Source organism: Rothia sp. HMSC071C12 (genome assembly GCF_001813895.1).
GTDB lineage: Bacteria > Actinomycetota > Actinomycetes > Actinomycetales > Micrococcaceae > Rothia > Rothia mucilaginosa.
Map to the genome: position 1 here is coordinate 103348 of NZ_KV814369.1, position 21604 is coordinate 124951.

Consider the following 21604-nt stretch of genomic DNA (forward strand, 5'->3'; position numbering starts at 1 on the left):
TCGTCTTACGGATACCTTCAATAGACTTCTCGCGATAGCCCTCTTCAGGAGCGTTAGGCTTGGGCACATTCTGAGCGTTACCGTGCTTGTCAGCAGGGCGGTACTCCCCATCCGGAGCCTTCGACCCGCCCGAATAGCCACGGACAGTAGACGGGGTAGCACTCGCAGAGGGAGAATCGGTAGCTACCGCAGATGCCGAAGCCGACTCGCTCGGCGCAGCGGATGCGGTAGCTGCCGCCTCGTTATTTGCCTGCTGACCACACGCTGCGAGCAAAGCTGACGCACCAAGGGACACGGCGCCAGCGAACAATGCACGGCGGTTAATAACAAAAGAAGACACAGAAATTCCTATCCTCAGAAATACAAAACTCTAGAATTTTGAAATGCGCTAATTCTCAGCACATTAGCCATCTACCTGTTCGCAGCCAACAATCTTCCAGGAAGAATCGGAGTACTTAAACTCAAACTTCCACGTATCGTTATCCTTCTGGATATTGACGTCTCTGTGCCACTCGCCAGTAGGCTCCACAAGAGTTATATAATTCCACTCGCGATACGCCTTCCAGAAATAGTTTTCCCCATCTTCAGACCACGGATTTCCATCAGCAACATAGTTGTCAATGCCATCAATAATCCATCCACCGCGCTTATACAAATCTTCAAAACTCTTATACCCTTCCAATTCCTCCGTAAAATCATTGGAAATATACTTTCGGGATTCCGTAAAATCGCCTACCTGAATTCCATAATTAGTCCATTTAACCCAAGCGTCCATCGTCTTACGGATACCTTCAATAGACTTCTCGCGGTAGCCCTCTTCAGGGGCATTAGGTTTAGGGACGTTCTGGGCCGGCCCATAGCCGTCGGCTTTACGGTACTCTCCGTCGGGGGCTTTGGATTGTCCAGAGTATCCTCGGACAGTAGACGGAGTGGCACTCGCCGAAGGCGACTCCGATGCCGCTGCGGAAGCCGAAGCCGACTCACTCGGCGCCGCGGTCGATGATGCCGCCTCGTTATTTGCCTGCTGGCCATACGCCGCAAGCAGGGCACCCAGACCCACAAGCGCACCGCTACCCAAGAGGGTACGGCGATGAATTTGGGTACGGTAAAGGAAGGTACGAGGCTCCATGACGGTGCGCTCCTATCGTCGGTGATGGTGTGTATGCACTTGTCAGGCTGGTAAAAAATGGTCGTTACTTGACCTCCGGAAGAACCCAGCCGCGCAGCGTACCCAGCAGACGCAACAATGCACCACGAGACGCTACATATAAAACACTACCGCATATTTACAGCCGTTTGCTTTGCAATGAGTGTAATAGCAACAAATCGCCACCATTCGAACAAATCAATGCTTTATACATCAAATAACTATGCATGTCCAGAAGCCACATGTGTTTCGAAAAGCTACTTCTTTAGTGGCTTTTCGAAACACATGTGGCTTTTCGGCGGAATAGAGAGGCGGAATAGAGGGCACGCAAAAGGGGCACCGCCTCCACCCCAACGGGTAGAGAACGGTGCCCCCTTTCAGCACGCAGAGTCAACACGCCAAGTCAGCACGCCGGGAAGCATAAAGCTCCCGCCTGTACGCCTTTAGCGGCGAGCGCGGCGCAGCTTCACCAGGCCACGGTTAATGTGTGCCGCCCAGAGCGGACCCTCATACAGGAACGCGGTGTAGCCCTGCACCAGGTCAGCGCCAGCGTCCAGGCGCTCCTGCACATCCTCAGCGGTGGTCACGCCGCCAACGGAGATGATGGCAAGGTCGTCACCAATTTCGCGCTTGAGCAGGCGCAGCACCTCCAGGGAGCGGGGCTTCAGCGGCGCGCCGGAGAGGCCGCCGGCACCGATTTCCTTGACCTTGGTCATGTCGCTGGTCAGGCCCAGGCCGTCGCGGGCGATGGTGGTGTTGGTGGCGATGATGCCGTCCAGCTTCAGCTCCTTAGCCAGGGCTGCCACCTCGATTACATCCTCATCGACCAGGTCCGGTGCAATCTTCACGGTCAGCGGTACGTGGCGGTTGGGGCATACGCGGTCTGCCTCTTCACGCACGGCGGCAAGCAGCGGGCGCAGCGACTCGATAGCCTGCAGAGTGCGCAGACCCGGAGTGTTCGGGGAAGAAACGTTGACGACCAGGTAGTCTGCCTGCGGTGCCAGGGTGCGGGTAGAGATCAGGTAGTCCTCGATAGCGTTCTCAAGCTCAACGACCTTGGTCTTGCCGATGTTCACGCCGATAACCGGGCGTACAGCGCCGCGGTATTCGGTTTCGAGATCTGCGCGGGCGGCGGCAACGCGCGGGCCTGCCGCTGCGGCACCGTCATTGTTGAAGCCCATGCGGTTGATGACCGCCTTATCTTCCACGAGGCGGAAGAGGCGCGGCTGCGGGTTGCCGGGCTGCGCCTGACCGGTAATAGTACCGATCTCGACGTGGCCGAAGCCGATACCGGCCAGCGCGGCAATGCCCTTACCGCCCTTGTCGAAGCCTGCAGCCAGGCCGAACGGCGAGGGGAAAGTAATGCCCATGACGGTGGTTGCCAGTTCGGGGGCGGGCTGGAAGTACTTGCGCAGCGCGCGGGTGATGCCGACGTTGCGCAGGGTCTGAACGCCCCAGAAGCCGACGTGGTGTGCCTTCTCGGGGTCCATGCCCTTGAAGAAGATGTTGAAGAAGGTCGGGTAGATGCGCATTTGTTCTCCCTAGTGTTGGAGGGTGTGGGTGGTTTATGGGGCTATGAGCCGGGACTGTATGCCGGGCCGTTACTTGTCGTTGGCGACGGCGTCGACAGCGCCACCGTAGCGGCGGTCGCGGCGCGCATACTCTTCGACAGCTTCCCAGAGGGTGCGGCGGTCAACGTCGGGCCAGAGCACGTTCATGAAAATCATCTCGGCGTAGGCGCTCTGCCAGAGCAGGAAGTTCGAGATGCGCTGTTCACCGGAGGAACGCAGGAACAGGTCAACGTCGGGTAGGTCGGGTTCGTCCAGGTACTTCTGGATGGTCTTTTCGGTAATGTTGCCGGGCTTAATCTTGCCCGCCACAGCGTCCGCTGCGATAGCTGCCGCCGCGTCAGCAATTTCTGCGCGGCCGCCGTAGTTCACGCACATGGTGAGGGTGCAGACGGTGTTGTCGATGGTTTCGCGCTCGCAGTGTTCGAGCTCTTCGATGACGTTCTTCCACAGCTTGGGTCGGCGGCCAGCCCAGCGGATGCGCACACCCCAGGTCTTGAGGGTTGCCAGCTGACGCTGCAGCACCTCGGTGGAGAAACGCATGATGAACGCGACTTCGCTGGGTGAGCGCTTCCAGTTTTCGGTGGAGAACGCATAGGCGGTCACGTACGGGATGCCCATTTCGATAGCGCCCGCGACAACGTCCAGCAGTGCCGCCTCGCCGGCGCGGTGGCCCTCGGTGCGGGGCAGGCCGCGTTCGTTTGCCCAGCGTCCGTTACCGTCCATGACGACGGCGACGTGCTGTGGAATGAACTTCTTCGGAATCGGCGGCGGGGTTGCCCCGGTGGGGTGTGCGGGCGGGGGTACGGGCTGGGTGCGTGCCATGTGTGCCTTTCTTCCCTGGCGGGTTCTCCCCCGGGGTCGTTTGCCTAAATATGCGCCAGATATAAACCTGGCGTGCTGTTAGCTATTTTACCGTGACACAGCGCGCATGGGCGGGTGCTTCGGGGGTTATTTTGCGTCCTGGTTGGCCCATGTTTGACGCATCGGCGTGCATCTTTTACGATGCAGGAATTTCTGCTTCGAGGGCGCTCGCCGTTTTCAGAGGGTGTTCGAGCAGGTTCTGGGTGGTTTTCAGGTAGAGACCCAGAATTTTGGAGGCGACCGGCACCGGTGCTGCGTCAATAGTCGCCCAGGCGCGCGGATCCGCCGATGCGGTAGCGAGCGCATAGCCGAGCTCTTCGGCACGCAGGCCGGTTAGGGGTGTGTCGGTGGCGGGTGCGCATTGGGGGCAGAGGACCGTGTGGTGCCCGTAGGTGTGGGCGGTGTGGAAGGCAATGTACCTGCCGCTTCCGCCTGTGGCGACGGGGGCATTACTGCCTGCCCCGTTATCGCCCCGGCTATCGGCGTTCACGAGCGGGTTTCCGCATCGGGTGCAGTTCTCACCGATGAGCGGCCAGCCGGCGGCGTTCATGCTACGCGCCAGGTAGCGGGTCAGAATCCTCTGCGGCACGTGTTGCCCGTGCGCGAGCGCGGCAAGCGCCCCATGGGTGAGAGTGTAAATATCGGCGGTGCTGTCAGTGTCTTTGGTGAGTGCTTCTGCAAGTTCAGCGATGGTGGAGGCGCACGTGTACGCATCGTAGTTAGCCATGATGGGTGCGGTGTAGGCGTGCAGGGTTGCCGCCTGGGTGATGGTGTGCAGGTTGGTTCTGCCGCGGCTGAAGGACAGGTCGGTGTGCATGAACGGTTCGAGTCGTCCACCGAATTTGGAGGTGGGTTTGCGTACGGCTTTGGCGACGGCGTGGGTGATGCCGCCGTCGCGGGTGAGCATGATGATGATGCGGTCGGTTTCGCCGAGTTTTTGGGTACGGAGGATGAGGGCGGCATCGCGCCAGGTGCGGGGTTCGCTCACGGGTGTCTCCGTTCTCGGTACATGCTCGGTGGGTATCAGGCGGGCGCTGAAGGCAGTAAGCGCTGAGTGCAGGGGCTGCACGGGTGTTGCGGGTACGGTTCGACCCCTGCCGTATTACCCCGCATAGGGGGTACCGGTCAGGGGTCGGTTCGTAACGTATGGGCGAGGCGCTATTTAGTCCTCGTACTCGATATCGTCGTCGTCATCTTCTTCGTCGTCGACCAGTTCATCGAGGTCGTCCTCGTCTTCATCACCGTAGACGCTCAGGGGGGTGACCTCGTTGTGAGCCTCGAAGAGGGCATCTTCGTAGGCTTCGAAGGCGTTGGCGATTTCTACGTACGCCTCATCGACGGCGGGGTCGTGCTCGCCGGTTCGGTTTACGACGGCGGTCAGGTGCGCCTCCAGCGCGTCAAGGAGGCGGGTGAGTTCGGTGCGAGGATCAATGCTCATGCCATTTATTCTACTACCTACAGGCCGATGGTGTGCGCCGGGCGGTCATACGGCGGTTTAAACGCGAAACTATGAACGGGCGCGACAGGTGAATCGGCAGGTAAATTCGGTGCCGTGAAGAGAACACCAAAGCCAGAGCGGTAAGCCCGGTTAGTCAAGCCAGGCTCGGCAAGCCAGGTCGATAAAGCCAGATTGGGCAAGCGAAGCATGCACGCGGCACATCAAGCCCCGCATAAAAACCTCACAGACACAGCGAACCCGCCGTCCCCAGCTTCCCCACTCCTCAAGGGAGCGGGTGCCGGGTGCGGCGGGTTCTTCTGTCGGTTAGCTCAGCTTGACGCTACGCCTACTGAATGTTTGCTTCTTGCGGGTTATGAGCCCGAGAGAATTAGAAGCCGGGTTTTTAGAAGCCCAGGGAAGCTGCGGATGCGCGGATTGCCTCAGCGGATGCCTTCAGCTGTGCCAGCTCAGCCTCGTTCATGGGAACCTCGAGCACGCGCTGGATGCCCTCACGGTTGACGATGGTGGGCAGGGACAGTGCAACGTCCTTGAAGCCGTACAGCTCGCCTGCAATGGTGGTGGAGACGGGCAGCACTGCGTTCTGGCCGCCGAGGAATGCCTCGGCGATACGTGCACCGGAGATACCGATGGCGTAGTTGGTGGAGCCCTTGCCCTCGATAACCTTGTATGCTGCGCGCATAGCTTCGGTTGCCAGTTCTGCACGGACCTCTTCGGTGAAGACGGGCTTGCCGTCCTGCTCCCACTCGGTCAGGGGAACCATACCGATGTTTGCTGCGGACCAGACGGGGAACTCGGAGTCGCCGTGCTCGCCAACAACGTTTGCGTGAACGCTCTTGATGGAGACGCCAGCCTTGTTAGCAATCAGCCAACGCAGGCGGGAGGAGTCCAGAACGGTACCGGAGGACAGCACGCGGTTTGCGGGCAGGCCGGTAATCTTCTGGGCCACAACGGTGAGAACGTCACAGGGGTTGGTGACGAGCATGATAATCGCGTTGGGTGCTACGGACAGAATGTTCGGCAGCAGCTTCTCGAGGATTGCGACGTTTGCGCCTGCCAGTTCGAGGCGGGGCTGACCCGGCTTCTGGCGAGCACCAGCGGTGATGATGACCATGTCGCAGTCGCGCAACAGCTCGATGTCGTCGCCACCGGTTACGGTTGCTTCGTGTGCGAACATTGCACCGTGTGCGATGTCCAGTGCTTCAGCGTGTGCGCGCTTGCCGTCGATGTCGTACAGGACGATTTCGTCTGCGGAGCCGCGGACCATAGCTGCGTATGCGGTTGCGCTACCGACGCCGCCTGCACCGATGACGCCGAGCTTGGTGGGGTTGTTGACACCGTTCATTGCTGTATGCCCTCTTTTCGTGAGAGTTATCCGTGTGGTGCGAGAGGATTCTCGCGTGGTCTATAAGGAAGCGGGTGTGTGCCTCGGGGTTGAATTTCCTTGGGCGGGCGTCCTTCCCCGGTGAGCTTGCTTCGTTATGTTCTATTATGCCGCAGATTTTGCGTTTTGTGTTGGGTTATTTTGCTTTTTTCGATGGGTGCTGGTGACTTTATGGGCTATGAGGGGTGTTTTTCACTCACAAAACCAAATAATGACGTTCTGACCTTTTGAGCAAGCTCACATGCCGCTAAAGTAGCCCTCCACATCCACGGCGCCGCCGGAAGCCTCAAAATCAGCACGAACCGCATCCGCCAGCTCGTCGTCGACCAGGAAGTCCAAAGCCACAGACGCCAGACCGAACGCCGCATCCAGGGCAGCATCCACCGCCGCCGGAGTGTCAGCACAGTGCGCGAACTCCACCGTGTGCATACCGGTACCCTCGGGCGCAATCTGAATCAGCGGGTGAATACCGGGCACGCGCAGGCTCACATTACCGAAATCAGTAGAAGCCGCCAGGGTGTCACTGACCGTTCCGGGCGGGTACGGGTGGCGACCCACCGAACGCTGAGCCGAAACCCAACGCTTCAACAGCGGACGGTTCGTACGCACCGGCATGGTCATCGGCGAAGAATCCCACGTCACCTCCGCACTCACGCCAGCCATGAGCGCCGCACCGCGCAGCACCTCCTCAACCCGTCGCGACAGCGCACGCAAAGTCGGCGCGTACTTAGAACGGATATTAATATGCAGGCTCGCGGAGGCAGGAATCAGATTCGGGGCGTCCCCGCCATGGTCAATAATCGCGTGGATACGGTCAGAACCGGGAATCTGCTGACGCAACAAACCCAACCCCTGATACGCCAGGTTCGCCGCATCCAGGGCGTTACGACCCATAAACGGGTGCGAGGAAGCGTGCGCACTCACGCCCGTGTAGGTCACGCGACATTCACGGCGACCCAACCACGCCTGATCAGCCACATCGATAAAGTAGGGGTGCACCATAATGGCGGCGTCCACCTGCTCGAACGCGCCGGCGCGCGCCATCAGCTCCTTACCGGCATCGGACTCTTCGGCGGGCGTGCCGTAATAAAGGACCCTGCCGCTGAACGCCTCGGGGCCGGTAGCGAGCGCATCTGCCAGGGCAAGGAAAGCGCCCAGCCCGGATACTGCGATGACGTTGTGGCCGCAGCCGTGACCGATGCCCGGCAGCGCGTCGTATTCGGAAAGAATCGCAATGGTGCGGTGTGTGGCGGGGTCGTAGTCGGCGCTGGTGAGCTCCACCTTGAACGCGGTATCCAGACCGAAGGCGGGGTACTCGATACTGAGGTTCGGGTTACTGAGGTTCGGGCAGGCTTCGCGGACCGCATCAACGAGCGTGCGGGAGGCGAAATACTCCTCGTAGGCAGTCTCAGGATGCGCGTGAATCGCCTTGAGAATTGCGGTCAAAGAGTCCGCACGAGTGGCGACGGATTCGGCGAGGTCGCGGCGAATATGCGCCAGTCCGCTGTCTTCGTCGAGGTGGTGGCCGTAACCCATTCCGTGACCGTGGTGCTTTCCGTGACCCTTTCCATGACCGGGACGTTCGCCGTGGCCATGTTTCTGCTCCGGATGCGCGTGCCCGTGCTTGCGGCGGTGCTCAGCGGCACGCTTACGCTGCTCGGTTTCGAGGGCGAGGATTTCGGAGTACTCGCTACCGCGCACGCAATCAGCGTCGGGCGCGTCATAGTGGCGGGTTATTGCGGCGGGTCGGTTCGGTGCCGTTCGACCGGAGCTGTCAGAAGTGGGCTGGGTGTGGGCGGCGGTGCCCTGTGCGTTCGCGTCAGTCATGCTTCTACGCTACCGTCTGCGCTCGCCGGGCGCTAGATGCTCGGGCGTGATGGAGTCGAAAACGTCCAAAAAGAAATTTGTGTCACATAAAAGAAAATTTGTATATATCCTAGGAATCTTTGATTCAGTGGAGTAGCGTTAAGCACATGGGAGCGACAATCCAGCCGCACCCATCACCATCCGGCGCTAGCGATGCGAATGCCGGCAGGACAGTTCACAACCGGTCCAAACCATGTCGTTTGGGCCTCTGTCAACACTGTGACAGACCCATGGATGCGAACCGTACCGGCAAGCACACACCGCTGCGAGCGCCACAACCACGCTAAGGAGCTCCATCCCATGAAGGCAGCACGCTTCTACGACCGTAACGACATCCGCATTGAAGACATCCCCGCACCCGAAGCCGCTGCGGGCGAGGTTCTGGTCAAGGTCGCATGGTGCGGTATTTGCGGTACCGACCTGCACGAATACCTTGACGGCCCCATCTTCTGCCCCCAGCACGGTCATCCCCACCCCATTTCTGGTGAGGACTCCCCCGTTACCCTCGGTCACGAATTCTCCGGTGTTGTTGAGGCACTGGGCGAAGGCGTAGACGACCTTGAGGTTGGCGACCACGTTGTTGTCGAGCCCTACATCATTCGTGATGACGTCTACACCGGCCCCGACTCCAAGGACTACCACCTGTCCAAGGACATGAACTTCATCGGTCTGGCAGGTCGCGGTGGCGGTCTGTCCGAGAAGGTTGCTGTCAAGCGCCGCTGGGTTCACAAGATCCCCAACACCATTCCCCTGGACGAGGCTGCACTGATTGAGCCCCTGAGCGTTGGCTACCACGCTGTTGAGCGTGCAGGCGAGTTCGAAGAGGGCGCATTCGCACTGGTTACCGGTGCTGGCCCCATCGGTCTGCTGACCTCCGCAGTTCTGAAGGCTAAGGGCGCTAAGGTTATTATCTCCGAGCTGTCCCCGCTGCGTCGCCAGAAGGCTCTGGACTCCGGTGTTGCTGACTACGCTTTCTCCCCCGCTGAGGTTGACGTTCTGGCTGAGATTCACAAGCTGACCGACGGCCGTGGCGCTGACATCGCGTTCGAGTGCACCTCCGTTCAGCCCGCACTGGACCTGATTCTGGATGCTCTCAAGCCCACCGGCAAGCTCGTTATCGTCTCCATTTGGGGTAAGCCCGCTTCTCTGGATGTTCAGAAGGTTGTGCTCAAGGAGCTCGATATCCGCGGCACCATCGCATACGTGAACTCCCACCCCGAGACCATCAAGCTGGTTGAGTCCGGCAAGATTGACCTCAAGCCCTTCATCACCGGCAAGATCGCTGTGGAAGACCTGATTGACAAGGGCTTCGACACCCTGATCCACCACAACGAGACCGCTGTGAAGATTCTGGTCACCACCGACCCGGAGCGTCTGGCTGAGTAATCTCTTCGAACGATACTGATTCGTTCAGTTTCAGCTGATGCAGCTGTTCTTCTAGCTTCCTTAGCGTAGCTAGTGTGGGGTGAGGTTCCTTCAAGGAGCCTCACCCCACTGTTTTTTGCGTGCTTTTTACCGGACATACAACCGGGCATACAAAAATCCCCGGTTCCAAAGAACCGGGGATTATCTGTGCGCGAGGGGGGACTTGAACCCCCACCCTCTAATACGAGGACTAGCACCTCAAGCTAGCGCGTCTGCCTATTCCGCCACCCGCGCAGGTGACTTTCGAACGTTTTCCTTTCGGTGCCGTTCGAAGCAACACGTAATACTATACGGGCTTTCTGGGCACTCCGCAAATCGAAAGAGTATGTTCTGCATCACATATTAGAGGTTGGTTGGTTCCCAACACCCCCGGCGATCTTCTCGCACCTTGAGTAATATGACCGGCACGCCCACTCAACTGCCATATTTTCGGTCATAACGACTAGAATAAAGAGCATGAATAATGAGAACCTCTCCCGCGAAGAAGCCGCAGAACGTTCGGCTCTCATCAGTGTCGACACCTACGACGTGCATGTCGACCTGACTAACGCCAAGGACCCCGAATTCGAGTCCTACCCCACCGTCACCACCGTCCGATTCTCCTGCAACACCCCCGGTGCAGAAACCTTCATCGACTACATCCACCACAGCGTCGACTCCGTTAAGCTCAACGGCACCGAACTGACCTTGGCTGATGTCGTCAACGGCGCACGCATCACCCTGCCCAACCTGCAGGCAGAAAACGTGCTCACCATCCACGGTCGCTCCTACTACTCCCGCTCCGGCGAAGGTATGCACCGCTACTTCGACCCCTCCGACGGTCGCGTCTACCTGTACACCCAGTACGAACCCTCCGACTGCCGCCGAGTCTTCCCGAACTTCGAGCAGCCCGACCTGAAGGCAGTCTTCAACTTCCGCATCACCGCACCCAAGGACTGGGTCGTCAGCTCCAACGGCGTACTCGAAAGCCAGGTCGTAGACCCCACCGACGACTCCATCACCAAGCGAGTCTTCTCCCCCACCGCAAAGATCTCCACCTACATCACCGCAATCGTTGCCGGCGAATACTTCACTGCAACCACCACCTACAAGCCCAAGAGCAAGGTCAACAGCGGTGACATTCCCCTGGTCGTATACTGCCGCCAGTCCCTCAAGCCGCACTTCGACTACGACCACATCTTCAAGGTCACCGAAAACGGCCTGGACTTCTTCCAGGACCTCTTCGACTACCCCTACCCGTACCCCAAGTACGAGCAGGCATTCGTGCCCGAATACAACATCGGCGCAATGGAGAACCCCGGCCTGGTCACCTTCACCGAAGACTACATCTTCGTCTCCGGCGCAACCGAGGACGACCTCGAAGGCCGTACCAACACCATCTGCCACGAAATGGCACACATGTGGTTCGGCGACCTCGTCACTATGAAGTGGTGGGACGACCTGTGGCTCAAGGAATCCTTCGCAGACTTCATGGGCACCCTCGGCGCTAAGGAAGCCAACAACTTCAACGACGCATGGGTCACCTTCGCGAACAACCGCAAGGCATGGGCATACATGCAGGACCAGCTGCCCACCACCCACCCCATCGTCGCTGACATCCCCCACCTGGAAGCAGCATCGCAGAACTTCGACGGCATCACCTACGCAAAGGGCGCATCCGTGCTCAAGCAGCTGGTCGCCTACGTCGGCTTCGACACCTTCATCGAGGCAGCACGCGTGTACTTCAAGCGCTTCGAGTGGGGCAACACCTCCCTGAACGACTTCCTGCAGGTACTCAACGAGGTGTCCGGCCGTGACATGCAGGCATGGGCTAACGCATGGCTGCAGACCTCCGGCGTGTCCGCACTGGGCACCAAGCGTGTCTACGGCGAAGACGGCCAGCTCACCGACCTGATTCTCACTCAGGAACTGCCCGCACAGCAGCCCGCAGGTCTGGGCCGCCCCCACGTGGCAAAGCTGGAAACCTTCGCGCTGACCGACGGCAAGCTCGTCTCCACCGGTCTGCTCTCCCTCGAGTACCCGGCAGAGCCCGTCTCCGAGCACCGCGTAGAGCTCACCGACGAGCAGAAGAAGCTTGTTGGCGAAGCTGACCTGCTCATGCTCAACGCAGAAGACCACACCTACGCCAAGGTTGCCCTGACCGACGAAGACGGCCTGCAGGCAGCTATCGAAGGTGTCTCCACCCTCGAATCCGCGCTCTCCCGCGGCCTCATCTGGGGCTCCCTCTGGGAGAACGTGCGCGATGCACGCCTGCCTGTCACCACCTACGTCGACGCAGTCGTACGCAACGTCTCCAAGGAACCGAGCGCATCCCTGCTGGGCACCATGGTCAACAACGCACAGGTCGCTATCGCAACCTTCTCCGCACCCACCGGCCGCGAGCGCCTCTACGACGCTCTCTACGACGCATTCGCAGCCGCACTGGCGCAGGCTAAGCCCGGCTCCGACGAGCAGCTGATTCTGCTGCGCGCCTTGATTTCGGTCTCCACCAACGCGACCAAGGGTGAAGAGCTCTGCCGCGATATTGCCCGCGGTGCTTTCGAAGACACCACCGGCGATATTGCTGACGCAACCGGCATTCCTTACGACCAGAACCTGGGTTGGAGTGCACTGGGTGCGCTCGCAAGCCGCGACCTGGTGACCGTTGAGGATCTGGACCGTGCGGCGAAGTACAGCCCCTCCTCGATTTCTTCGAATGGTTACGCGTACGCGATTGCTGCCCTGCCCTCTGCTGAGCGTAAGGCTGCTGCGTACAAGACCATCATGGAAGACGAGTCGCTATCGAACGACGCTCTGGCTTCGACCATTAACGGTTTTGCTCGCGGTCCGGTTGAGCTGCGTGAGTCCTACTACGACTCCTACTTTGAGGCTCTGCTGCCCATTTGGGCGTCCCGTTCGATTGGTATGGCGACCCGCATTGTGCGTGGCCTGTACCCGAAGGCTCCGTACAACACCGGCTCCACTGAGGGTCTGGGTGTTGAGGGTAACCCCTCCGTTGCGTTGGCTCAGCGTTGGCTGGAGGCGAACCCCGAGGCTCCTTCGGCTCTGCGTCGTCTGGTTCTGGAGGCTCAGGATCACGGCCACCGTTCGATTGTGGCTCAGAAGTTCAACGCCTCCCTGCAGGACTAAGTTGCATGGTTTGAGGGCTTGTGGCGGGGTGTGAGCCGGTATCTAGGCTAGGTTCCGCTCTCCCCCGCTAGGTTCTCTAGCCTCTTTGAGAGACTGCCGTTCGGCACGCTCCCGGTAACGTACCAGGACGTGCCGGGCGGTGGTCTTTTTCTGGCTCATCTATAGAATTCATAGCGGCGGTATGCCGTCCAAATATTTCCCTCATACAGTGGTTCACATACTGACAAGGGCACTTATTACCGGGGCAGTTTCACCAGGGCACAAAACTATATGCACCCGGTGCTAAAAGACAGATAAATGTCACCCGTTTTTGTGAGCTGTCCACCCTGAAAGCATGAGAGAATAGACTAGGTATCCGCTCGCTTAGACATATCAGAAGGAGTTTTCAGTGGTCGATTACGCACTCGGTGACCGCGGTAGCGTTAACATCGTCACCGATGATTACTACGAAGCAGAAACCCTCCAAATCTTTGAGGAACTGCACATCGACCGTGAACGTATCTGGTACGGTGAAGCGCGCCTCGTTCCCGAACCGGATAACCCCTACGAGCCCAATAGCATTGCCGTCTACATTGACGAATTCAAGGTAGGCCGCATGAGCGCGGCAGACTCCGCCGCGTACTGGGATTCCATTACCCGCGTGGTCGCCTCCGGCTACGAGCCCATCGCGCACCTGCAGCTTTCCGCCGTTGCCGTGCGTGCTGAAGGCGGCGGTATGCACGTGAAGAGCACCGGTGTGCTCTCCCTGTCCGCACCCGGCTCTCTCTTCCCCCTCAACGACGCACCGACCCGCGCGACCCTGCTGCCCCAGGGCCCGTCGATGAAGGTGCTCGACGAGAAGGAACACTCCGAATACCTGCACAGCATCCTGCCGCCCAGCGGTGAAGGCCGCGTGATCCTGACCCTGGAAGCGAACCAGCTCAAGACCTCCGACGGCCGTTTCGTTGACAGTGTTGAGGTGCGCCACGACCGCAAGCTTGTGGGCCGCCTGAGCACCCAGATGTCTGAGCAGCTGACACCTGTCATCCGTTACGCTTTTGAGAACGACCGCCTCACCAGCGCGTGGGGCACTATTCGCGGTAACACCCTCGAGCTGTCCCTGACCGTTCAGGCTGCGCGCCCCGCCGATATTCCGCAGGAATGGTACGAGACTCTACCCAATAACGTTCCGGCTCTGCTGCCCGTTGGTGAAGAGTACGATGTGCCCGCCGCGTTCGTACCCACCGAAGGCGAACGCCACTACCTGGAATCCTCCGCACAGCAGGCGCCGAAGAGGCGCCGCGGTTTCATTAGCTCCCTGACCGGCGGTTCCGTTGCCTCTGAGCCAACCCATCATGAGCCCGCCACCGAGAAGTCGATCATCGAGTACAGCCTGGAAGAAGAGGAATACTACGAGCCGAACGAGCGTGAACGCCTGCTGAACCTGGTCAAGGGTGCAGGCCTCGCCGTTCTGGTCGCCGGTCTGATCTCGATGCTGTGGACCCCGATGCTCGGCATCCTCATCGCTATCCTGGGTGGCGCTGTTGCGGCTGTGGCATTCTACTTCGGCCGTCAGCCCTACTACGATGACTACGAAGCCTACGACGACGAGTACGAGGACGAAGAGACTACCGAAGAAGAGGAAAAGCCTGAATCGAAGGCATAAGCCTCTCCCCTCAGAACATACGCACAAAGGGCGGCTACCCACCATTACGGTGAGGTAGCCGCCCTTTCACGTACCCGGTTTCTCCAGAAACGGATTAACCTGGAACAGTTAACCAGAAACGGTTAAACGCTGCGGGGGTGAAAGCTCATACAAGCTTTCACCCCCGCGAGGAGTCAGATTTTAATCCTGGCCGTAAGTAGCCATGAACTGATCCATGCTGTCATGCTGCAAAGCATAGGACAGGTTAGCGTTCGCAGCCTGGTTCACGATAACAATCGACTGACCGTCGTAGGACCAGCCGGGGCCTGCGTTCGGCAGGGTGGTCATGCGCATCGTGGTGTCACCGCTGGTCAGCACCGGAGCCGCAATCTGAGCAATCTGCGCAGCGTTCAGGCCGGAGTCCACACGCATGTAACCAGCGATGGACTCGATAGAAGACTGGAAAGAAGCAACATTGCTCAGCGCGCCCTTAGCCTTCATCGTGTTGTATAGGCCGCGCAGGAATGCACGCTGGTTACGAACACGCTGGTAGTCACCATCAGCAAACTGGTAACGCGCACGCACGAAGGCAAGTGCCGCACCGCCGTCCATATGCTGCATACCCTGCTTGAAGGACCAAATGTTGATGTCGAAGTTGAAGGGGACCTGAACATCCACACCACCGACCGAGTTCACCAGAGCCTTGAAGCCCTCAAACTCAATCTCAGCCACGTGATCGATCTTGATACCCAGCAGGTTCTCGACGGTTGCCACCTGCAGAGAAATACCGCCGTAGTTCAGTGCCGCATTAATCTTTGCCGCACCGTAGCCGGGGATGTTCACCCAGGTATCACGCATAATCGAGACCAGGTAGACGCCCTTACCATCGGCAGGGATGTGAGCAAGCATGATGCTATCTGCACGGGAGCCGCTCACCTGAGCTGCTTCAGAACCGGAACGGGTATCGCTACCGAGCAGCAGGATGTTCTTACCGGGACCCTTGACAGTGTTGTAGCTGTAACCGTCATCCAGGATGCCGTCGCCGTCCTTATCGTGCTCGCTCGCGTTCGCTGCAAGAGCCGCAGCAGCATCGGAGCCGCCCTCTGCGGAGCCGTTAGCGCCGTTAGCGTTGGTACCGTTCTTGCCGGTATCCGAGTTGGTGACGGTCGGAGCCTTCAGCTCCGTCACGTTGAGCTTCTTAGCCTCGCCAAGCTGCTCCTTAATTTTGCTGAGGTCTTCGTCCACCTTAGTGATGGAATCGAACTTCTCGGTCTTGCTATCCCAGGTGTGGCCAGCACGCCAAATAAAGAAACCAATACCGAGGGTAATAACCAGCAGAAGAATCAGCAGGATCAGCAGAATACGCTTGACCCATTTCTTCTTCTGCGACGGTTCAGAGTGAGCGTCGCTCATTAAGTTGTCCTTTGTTTGAGGTGGTGATACGCGAGACGCACAGCGCATCCAGCGAAGTCTCTAGAATACAGAGAGCCGGAGAATACCCGCCGATATGGGGCGGTGCTGGAGGGCACAGAAAATGCACAGCTCGCAAAATACTTTCCCATTGTAACGCCGTCAGCGGGTCTACGCACCGGTGAACGAAAGGTTTTACATTACAACTTTCCTCACGTTTGGGCGAACCATTCTGGTACCCGCATAGAACGCGCAATGCCCCGCCTCCCTGAAAACCAAGGAGAACGGGGCATTGATTTCGCTAAAAAGCAAAAGTGGGAAAGAAGATTTACTTCTTGCCGAAGTTGCCGAAGCGTGCGTTGAAGCGCTCGACGCGACCTGCGGAGTCCATGATGCGCTGCTTACCGGTGTAGAACGGGTGCGACTCGGACGAGATTTCAACCTCGACGATCGGGTACTCGTTGCCGTCTTCCCACTTCTCGGTCTTGTCCGAGGTCATGGTGGAACGGGTCAGGAAGACCTTGCCGGATGCGAGGTCGCGGAACAGAACCAGGTTGTAGTCCGGGTGGATTTCTGCCTTCATTGATTACCTTCTTCTGCTACTGGATTTTGCCAGTAGCCCTTATATAGATGGAGTAGGTTTTTCGATGTGCAGCTATCGAGAAAATCTCAGAGCGCATCACCATTGTGCCCGCATAGGGCGTGCACAACCCATTAAGGGTACCACCTTCACGGATTAAATCCCAGTACGTTCCCTCACAGGTACCAACCTACACACCGTAAGGGCACCCGAAGAAGGCACTCACGCGGGTTAAGAATCAGGTGAGAACTCAGGTTATGAACGCGGGCGGGTCTCCCAGAACGCCACGGCACTCGCCGCCGCAACATTCAAAGAATCCACGCCGTGCGACATCGGAATCATCACCGTATCGTCACACGCCGCCAAGGTGCGGGGCGACAGGCCGTGCCCCTCCGTGCCCAGAATCAGCGCAAGCTTCTCATCCCGGCGAGCAGACAGCTCCTCCAAGGTCAGCGAGTCCTCCTCCAAAGCCAACGCCGCGCTCTTAAAGCCCAGCTCGTGCAGGGTCTGCAGGTCAGCAGGCCACGACTCCAGGCGAGCCCACGGCACCTGAAAAACAGTACCCATCGACACTCGAATCGAGCGGCGGTACAGCGGATCAGCGCACCGCGGAGTCACCAGCACAGCATCCACGTTCAGCGCGGCAGCCGAACGGAAAATAGCTCCCACATTCGTGTGGTCCACAATATCTTCCAAAATCGCCACGCGAGAGGCATCCTGCAACAGCTGCTCCAGAGGCTGCGGCTCCGGACGAGCCATCGCCGCCAACGCGCCACGATGCAGATGAAAACCAGTCACCTGCTCCAGCTGCTCCTCACTGCCCACATACGCGGGAGTGTCAGGATGGGCGCGCAGAACATCCACCAAATCATCAGCCCACTTCTCACTCATCAGGAAAGAAACGGGCTGATGACCGGCAGCGAGCGCACGACGAATCACCTTCGAGGACTCCGCAATGTAAATACCCCACTGCGGCTCCATGGCGCTACGGAGCTTCACATCGGTCAGCTGCGTGTAGTAGCGCAAAGCCTGCTCGGGTGCCTGCGCCAGAGCCGTGACCGACTCGATGGCGTAGACACGCTCGGCACGCTCAGCGATCTGTTCGGCGCTCAGCTGCTTCGGGGCACGGCTCATGCGCGCTTGAACGCGGAGTAACGACCCGCAGAGGTGACGGTCAGAGCTAGGTCCATGTCGTAGGTTGCTGCGAGGTTCGCCTCGGTAATGGTGGACAGGATCGGGCCGGCAGCAACCACGCCGCCGTCACGGATCAGCAGGGCGTGGGTGAAGCCCGCCGGGATTTCCTCAAGGTGGTGGGTGATGAGCACGGTAGCCGGTGCGTAGGGGTCAGCGGCAAGTGCGGTCAGACGCTCGACCAGGTCCTCACGGCCGGAGATGTCCATACCTGCGCCGGGCTCGTCCAGCAGCAGCATTTCCGGGTCGGTCATGAGGGCACGGGCAATCAGCGCACGCTTGCGTTCGCCGTCGGAGAGGGAGCCGAAGGTGCGGTCAGCGAGGGTGTCGACACCCCACTCAGCCAGCAGCTCGGTTGCACGCTCGTCGTCCATGACGTCGTATTCTTCCTTCCAGCGGCCGGACACAGCGTACGCTGCGGTCACGACAACGTCGGAAACCTTCTCGTTGGCGGGAATCTGGGTAGCCGAAGCACCGGAGGACAGACCAATGCGCGGGCGCAGGTCGAATACGTCAACAGCGCCGAGGGTCTCGTCAAGGATTTCAACCTCGCCGCTGGTCGGGTGCAGGCGGGCTGCCGCAATCGAAAGCAGAGTGGACTTACCGGCGCCGTTGGGGCCCAGAACAACCCAGCGTTCACCTTCGTTCACAGTCCACGAAACGTTGTTAAGGATGGGGCGGCCGCCGCGAATCACGGAGACATTCTGAAGGTTGAGTACGGTGCTCATGGTTCTTCTTCCAGTGAGTTAGATGGATGGGATGCGCCCCACCCCGCAACCCGTGCCGGGTTATCGGAGCGGTTGGCGCATAGTGCGCGGGCACCCCACATTGGGTTCCTCGCGCAAAATCTTAGAAGCTATAGGAGCCTTAGGGGCTATAGGTGCCGCCGCGTCAGGGGCGGCGCGCCTCATCAAATGTACCTTGTCAGATGCATCTTGTCAGAGGGGCGGGCGCATCCGCGACGACACCTATAGCGGCTGAAGTTATTAGTCGATGAAGCCGCGTGCGCCGCCGACCAGCTCAACGTGGCCGGTCTCAACGTCTGCGGTGACCATCTTCGCGATTTCCTGCGCGAACTCGTTGACGGTGTAGAGCTTGCCGGCGGTCTCGCGGCGCTGCTCAATAGCGCCGGGGTGCAGGCGGTTCAGCAGGGTTGCGGTGACGGTGCCTTCAATCATGTCAGCGGACACGACGACCAGGGAGATACCCTTCTCGGAAAGTGCGGGGATCTCGGCGATCAGTGCGTCTTCGCCTGCGCGCTTGGACTCTGCGACGGGCTTGTACTCGTCCATGGTCTCAACCTCGCGGATGAAGTGCGCCTGGTGGCTGGTCACGAACACGATGCGTGCGCCTTCGGGCATCTTCTCTGCAGCCAGGCGTGCCAGGTTCAGCTGTGCGTCACGGTTCAGGCGCATTGCGTAGTCTTCGCCCATGCCGGTTTCCATGCCGCCCGAAGCGTTCAGGATCAGGTAGTCCAGGGAGCCGAAGGTCTCCACGGCGGTGTTGACGAGGTTCTGCAGGTCCTCATTGTTGGTCACGTCAGCCTGCACTGCGATTGCCTTGCCGCCAGCCTCTTCAATAGCCTTGACAATCTTGTTCGCGCGCGGTGCCTTGGAGCGGTAGTTCACCACAATGTTCGCGCCCTCAGCGGCGAGAATCTGTGCGGTGTCTGCGCCAACGCCGCGGGAGGAGCCGGTAATGATAATGGTCTTGCCGGTCAGCTGTGCCATAGTTTTTTGTCCTTAAAGTCTAGAAAGGGTGCGCCCACGTTCGAGCGCTTCGTGCAGTCCGTACGGGGGTGGGGTTAGTGACCCATGCCCAGGCCGCCATCAACGGGGATGACAGCGCCAGAAATGTAGCTAGCCTCATCGGATGCGAGCCAGCGAATCACGCGAGCGACCTCTTCCGCCTCCGCGAAACGACCAGCGGGGATGGACGCCAGGTAGTTCTTCTTGGTTTCCTCGGGCAGAACCTCGGTCATTGCGGTGTTAATGAAGCCCGGTGCCACCACGTTAGCGGTGATGTTACGGCCGCCCAGCTCACGGGTGATGGAGCGTGCCATACCGACCAGTGCAGCCTTAGATGCGGAGTAGTTGACCTGGCCGGGGGAACCGTACAGACCCACCACGGAGGAAACCAGGATGATGCGGCCGCGCTTGAGCTTCAGCATGCCCTTGATGGCGCGCTGAACCACACGGAAAGAACCGGTGAGGTTGGTGTCGACCACGTCGGTGAAGTCGGATTCCTTCATGCGCATCAGCAGCATGTCGCGGGTGATACCTGCATTGGCGACCAGCACCTCCACGGGGCCGAACTCTGCTTCAATTGCCTTGAATGCTTCGTTAATGCTGTCGGCATCGCGTACATCTGCCTTGACGGCGAAAAATTCTTCGGGGGCTTCACCGCTGCGGTAGGTGATGCAGACATTGTGTCCTGCTGCCTGGAATTCCTTGGCAATTTCGTAGCCGATGCCTCGGTTGCCGCCGGTGACCAGCACGGTCTTGGGAGTGTTCTCGCTCATGAGCTTCCTTGATGAGTCGACCCCTCACGATCAGAGCCGATGCAGCGGCTACGCGGTTGGGGTGTGGACGGATGGACAGACAAACCCTATTTTACCGCGTTTTAGCGCAAAGGTGCCGCAGGCTACACTCCACTCTTGAACACTGAACACCTGCTCCCCTTCTTTTACATGCCTCATCGGGCGCGTACACTAGCTGAAGCGGAACAGCCCGCACCCCTTTTCTGCCCGGTCGCGCGGGCACGGAATAACACCGCACGTCGAGGCGCAATAGTAAGGATAAGAAGACATGGATCTGCTCGGTTCACTTTCTCAGGATGCACAGCCCGAGTACGCCAAGTGCTCCCGCAAGGGCTGCCAGCAGGCGGCAGAATTTCAGTTGCTCTGGAACAACCCGAAGGTGCACGCCCCCGAGCGCCGCAAGATCTGGTTGGCGTGCTCCGAGCACGTGGGCTGGCTGGAGAATTACCTGCGCGAGCGTGAGTTCTGGAAGCAGACTCTGCCCTTTAAGGGGTAGTGCCACTTGAGAGGTGATGCCGCTTGAGGTGGCTCCGCTTGAGTAATAACCCAGCCTATCGAAAGTAATTTCGATATATGCTATATTTGTTCTAATTAGTTCGAGTGAACATCCCGGCACCCAGGCAACCACACTCGCAGGGCAATCACACTCGCTGAGCAATCGCATTCAAGGAGGCACCTCCCCATGATGGGCTATTCGCACACCGTCAGCGCCGCAGCTGGCTGGCTAGTGCTCGTCGAGACGGGAGTGGTGCAGGTTCCCGATACCCCCACCATCATCGTGACCACCCTGGCGTGCGCCGGTGCGGGCATGCTACCGGATATTGACCACCACAACGGCAGTATCGCCAACTCCATTCCGCCCATTTCACGCTGGGTAGCACGCATTGTCGGGGCAGTCAGCGGCGGGCACCGCAAGGGAACGCACTCCATTTTGGGTCTGGTAGCTTTCTGGGCAATCGCCTATTTCAGTGCCAACCTGAGCTACAACGGAATCCCCTGGGCTTCACTTCTTCTTGCCGCATTCTCGGGCGGTCTGGCATTGCGCGTGCTCGGCGCACCGGGTGGATGGATCGGTGCCGTCGCCCTCGGGTACGCCGCCTACACGACTGATTCGCTGGCACTGCTCCCCTGGGCTATTTCGGTCGGCGCGACCATTCACCTGATTGGCGACCTGCTGACAACCCGCGGACTGCTGCCCCTCTACCCCATCGTCATCAAGCCCCTGGTGGCGTCCCCCCTATGGAAAAAGAGCGGCTACATGGCACTGCCGATTCTGGGTGATGCTGGCAGCGTACGTGAGAAGGCACTCGTTCTAGCACTGACCGGGTACGTCGCCTGGTACGCGGCAGCCATGATGGGCTTTACCGAATACCCTCTGCAAATGTTCGGACTGGGTATTCATGCCGCATAACGTGCCGCAT

At 59.3% G+C, this 21604-nt stretch carries 19 protein-coding genes and 1 tRNA gene; 5 read left to right on the forward strand and 15 right to left on the reverse strand.

Annotated elements, in window-relative coordinates:
- The 8 genes from HMPREF2942_RS02395 to HMPREF2942_RS02430 all read right to left on the reverse strand — a co-directional run.
- Positions 1–340: DUF6318 family protein (locus tag HMPREF2942_RS02395; protein ID WP_371440619.1), on the reverse strand; the 340-nt coding region annotated here is incomplete at its 3' end.
- 63 nt (positions 341–403) lie between these two features.
- Positions 404–1129: a DUF6318 family protein gene (locus HMPREF2942_RS02400; protein ID WP_070688246.1), complete on the reverse strand. Its 726-nt coding sequence runs from the start codon at positions 1127–1129 to the stop codon at positions 404–406.
- Positions 1130–1590: 461 nt separating this feature from the next.
- Positions 1591–2679, reverse strand: a complete 1089-nt coding sequence (locus HMPREF2942_RS02405) for a quinone-dependent dihydroorotate dehydrogenase (protein WP_049341239.1) — start codon at positions 2677–2679, stop codon at positions 1591–1593.
- 69 nt (positions 2680–2748) lie between these two features.
- Positions 2749–3540: an isoprenyl transferase gene (locus HMPREF2942_RS02410; protein WP_049341241.1), complete on the reverse strand. Its 792-nt coding sequence runs from the start codon at positions 3538–3540 to the stop codon at positions 2749–2751.
- A 175-nt stretch (positions 3541–3715) separates the two neighbouring features.
- Positions 3716–4567 carry a DNA repair protein RecO gene (gene recO / locus HMPREF2942_RS02415; RefSeq protein ID WP_070604282.1) on the reverse strand — a complete coding sequence of 284 codons (852 nt, stop codon included), beginning with the start codon at positions 4565–4567 and terminating at the stop codon, positions 3716–3718.
- 174 nt (positions 4568–4741) lie between these two features.
- Positions 4742–5017, reverse strand: coding sequence for a hypothetical protein (locus tag HMPREF2942_RS02420; RefSeq protein ID WP_049341244.1), 276 nt, complete (start codon positions 5015–5017; stop codon positions 4742–4744).
- 403 nt (positions 5018–5420) lie between these two features.
- Entirely contained in the window at positions 5421–6380 is a 960-nt protein-coding gene (locus tag HMPREF2942_RS02425) for an L-lactate dehydrogenase (protein WP_012903553.1), read from the reverse strand.
- A 276-nt stretch (positions 6381–6656) separates the two neighbouring features.
- Complete coding sequence (locus tag HMPREF2942_RS02430) at positions 6657–8246, reverse strand: amidohydrolase (RefSeq protein WP_070688248.1); 1590 nt, start codon at positions 8244–8246, stop codon at positions 6657–6659.
- Between the two features lie 339 nt (positions 8247–8585).
- Here HMPREF2942_RS02430 and HMPREF2942_RS02435 point away from each other — a divergent pair, with 339 nt between their 5' ends.
- Positions 8586–9671, forward strand: coding sequence for a 2,3-butanediol dehydrogenase (locus HMPREF2942_RS02435; protein ID WP_070688249.1), 1086 nt, complete (start codon positions 8586–8588; stop codon positions 9669–9671).
- A gap of 187 nt (positions 9672–9858) precedes the next feature.
- On the opposite strand, the gene HMPREF2942_RS02440 is transcribed toward HMPREF2942_RS02435, so the two are convergent.
- Positions 9859–9944, reverse strand: a tRNA-Leu gene (locus HMPREF2942_RS02440).
- A gap of 222 nt (positions 9945–10166) precedes the next feature.
- Between HMPREF2942_RS02440 and pepN the strand changes: the two genes are divergently transcribed.
- Both pepN and HMPREF2942_RS02450 read left to right on the forward strand, forming a co-directional pair.
- A complete protein-coding gene (pepN, locus tag HMPREF2942_RS02445) occupies positions 10167–12839 on the forward strand; it encodes an aminopeptidase N (RefSeq protein WP_070688251.1) in 2673 nt (890 codons plus the stop codon).
- Between the two features lie 388 nt (positions 12840–13227).
- A complete protein-coding gene (locus HMPREF2942_RS02450) occupies positions 13228–14484 on the forward strand; it encodes an HIRAN domain-containing protein (protein WP_049341251.1) in 1257 nt (418 codons plus the stop codon).
- 180 nt (positions 14485–14664) lie between these two features.
- Here the strand turns inward: HMPREF2942_RS02450 and HMPREF2942_RS02455 are convergent, their stop codons facing one another.
- The 6 genes from HMPREF2942_RS02455 to HMPREF2942_RS02480 all read right to left on the reverse strand — a co-directional run bounded on the left by HMPREF2942_RS02455 (position 14665) and on the right by HMPREF2942_RS02480 (position 20165).
- Positions 14665–15876 carry an LCP family protein gene (locus HMPREF2942_RS02455; RefSeq protein ID WP_070688254.1) on the reverse strand — a complete coding sequence of 404 codons (1212 nt, stop codon included), beginning with the start codon at positions 15874–15876 and terminating at the stop codon, positions 14665–14667.
- A gap of 325 nt (positions 15877–16201) precedes the next feature.
- Entirely contained in the window at positions 16202–16456 is a 255-nt protein-coding gene (locus HMPREF2942_RS02460) for a type B 50S ribosomal protein L31 (RefSeq protein WP_005506069.1), read from the reverse strand.
- 252 nt (positions 16457–16708) lie between these two features.
- Positions 16709–17587, reverse strand: coding sequence for a TrmH family RNA methyltransferase (locus HMPREF2942_RS02465; protein WP_070634074.1), 879 nt, complete (start codon positions 17585–17587; stop codon positions 16709–16711).
- Positions 17584–18372: an ABC transporter ATP-binding protein gene (locus tag HMPREF2942_RS02470; protein WP_049341254.1), complete on the reverse strand. Its 789-nt coding sequence runs from the start codon at positions 18370–18372 to the stop codon at positions 17584–17586. The genes HMPREF2942_RS02465 and HMPREF2942_RS02470 overlap by 4 nt, the downstream gene beginning before the upstream one ends.
- A 258-nt stretch (positions 18373–18630) precedes the next feature.
- Positions 18631–19374: an SDR family oxidoreductase gene (locus HMPREF2942_RS02475; RefSeq protein WP_005506073.1), complete on the reverse strand. Its 744-nt coding sequence runs from the start codon at positions 19372–19374 to the stop codon at positions 18631–18633.
- A 74-nt stretch (positions 19375–19448) separates the two neighbouring features.
- Positions 19449–20165: a beta-ketoacyl-ACP reductase gene (locus HMPREF2942_RS02480; RefSeq protein WP_049341256.1), complete on the reverse strand. Its 717-nt coding sequence runs from the start codon at positions 20163–20165 to the stop codon at positions 19449–19451.
- A 286-nt stretch (positions 20166–20451) separates the two neighbouring features.
- Between HMPREF2942_RS02480 and HMPREF2942_RS02485 the strand changes: the two genes are divergently transcribed.
- Both HMPREF2942_RS02485 and HMPREF2942_RS02490 read left to right on the forward strand, forming a co-directional pair.
- The gene (locus tag HMPREF2942_RS02485) at positions 20452–20679 is read left to right on the forward strand and encodes a hypothetical protein (protein ID WP_049341258.1); all 228 of its coding nucleotides are present in this window, start codon (positions 20452–20454) and stop codon (positions 20677–20679) included.
- A gap of 186 nt (positions 20680–20865) precedes the next feature.
- Entirely contained in the window at positions 20866–21594 is a 729-nt protein-coding gene (locus HMPREF2942_RS02490) for a metal-dependent hydrolase (RefSeq protein WP_049341259.1), read from the forward strand.
- The last annotated feature ends 10 nt before the right edge of the window (positions 21595–21604 follow it).

Excerpts from the sequence above, each read along its gene's own strand:
- HMPREF2942_RS02400 (WP_070688246.1), bottom strand. The coding sequence starts at position 1,129 with ATGGAGCCTCGTACCTTCCTTTACCGTACCCAAATTCATCGCCGTACC.
- HMPREF2942_RS02405 (WP_049341239.1), bottom strand. The coding sequence starts at position 2,679 with ATGCGCATCTACCCGACCTTCTTCAACATCTTCTTCAAGGGCATGGAC.
- HMPREF2942_RS02410 (WP_049341241.1), bottom strand. The coding sequence starts at position 3,540 with ATGGCACGCACCCAGCCCGTACCCCCGCCCGCACACCCCACCGGGGCA.
- HMPREF2942_RS02420 (WP_049341244.1), bottom strand. The coding sequence starts at position 5,017 with ATGAGCATTGATCCTCGCACCGAACTCACCCGCCTCCTTGACGCGCTG.
- HMPREF2942_RS02425 (WP_012903553.1), bottom strand. The coding sequence starts at position 6,380 with ATGAACGGTGTCAACAACCCCACCAAGCTCGGCGTCATCGGTGCAGGC.
- HMPREF2942_RS02430 (WP_070688248.1), bottom strand. The coding sequence starts at position 8,246 with ATGACTGACGCGAACGCACAGGGCACCGCCGCCCACACCCAGCCCACT.
- HMPREF2942_RS02435 (WP_070688249.1), top strand. The coding sequence starts at position 8,586 with ATGAAGGCAGCACGCTTCTACGACCGTAACGACATCCGCATTGAAGAC.
- pepN (WP_070688251.1), top strand. The coding sequence starts at position 10,167 with ATGAATAATGAGAACCTCTCCCGCGAAGAAGCCGCAGAACGTTCGGCT.
- HMPREF2942_RS02455 (WP_070688254.1), bottom strand. The coding sequence starts at position 15,876 with ATGAGCGACGCTCACTCTGAACCGTCGCAGAAGAAGAAATGGGTCAAG.
- HMPREF2942_RS02460 (WP_005506069.1), bottom strand. The coding sequence starts at position 16,456 with ATGAAGGCAGAAATCCACCCGGACTACAACCTGGTTCTGTTCCGCGAC.
- HMPREF2942_RS02465 (WP_070634074.1), bottom strand. The coding sequence starts at position 17,587 with ATGAGCCGTGCCCCGAAGCAGCTGAGCGCCGAACAGATCGCTGAGCGT.
- HMPREF2942_RS02470 (WP_049341254.1), bottom strand. The coding sequence starts at position 18,372 with ATGAGCACCGTACTCAACCTTCAGAATGTCTCCGTGATTCGCGGCGGC.
- HMPREF2942_RS02475 (WP_005506073.1), bottom strand. The coding sequence starts at position 19,374 with ATGGCACAGCTGACCGGCAAGACCATTATCATTACCGGCTCCTCCCGC.
- HMPREF2942_RS02480 (WP_049341256.1), bottom strand. The coding sequence starts at position 20,165 with ATGAGCGAGAACACTCCCAAGACCGTGCTGGTCACCGGCGGCAACCGA.
- HMPREF2942_RS02485 (WP_049341258.1), top strand. The coding sequence starts at position 20,452 with ATGGATCTGCTCGGTTCACTTTCTCAGGATGCACAGCCCGAGTACGCC.
- HMPREF2942_RS02490 (WP_049341259.1), top strand. The coding sequence starts at position 20,866 with ATGATGGGCTATTCGCACACCGTCAGCGCCGCAGCTGGCTGGCTAGTG.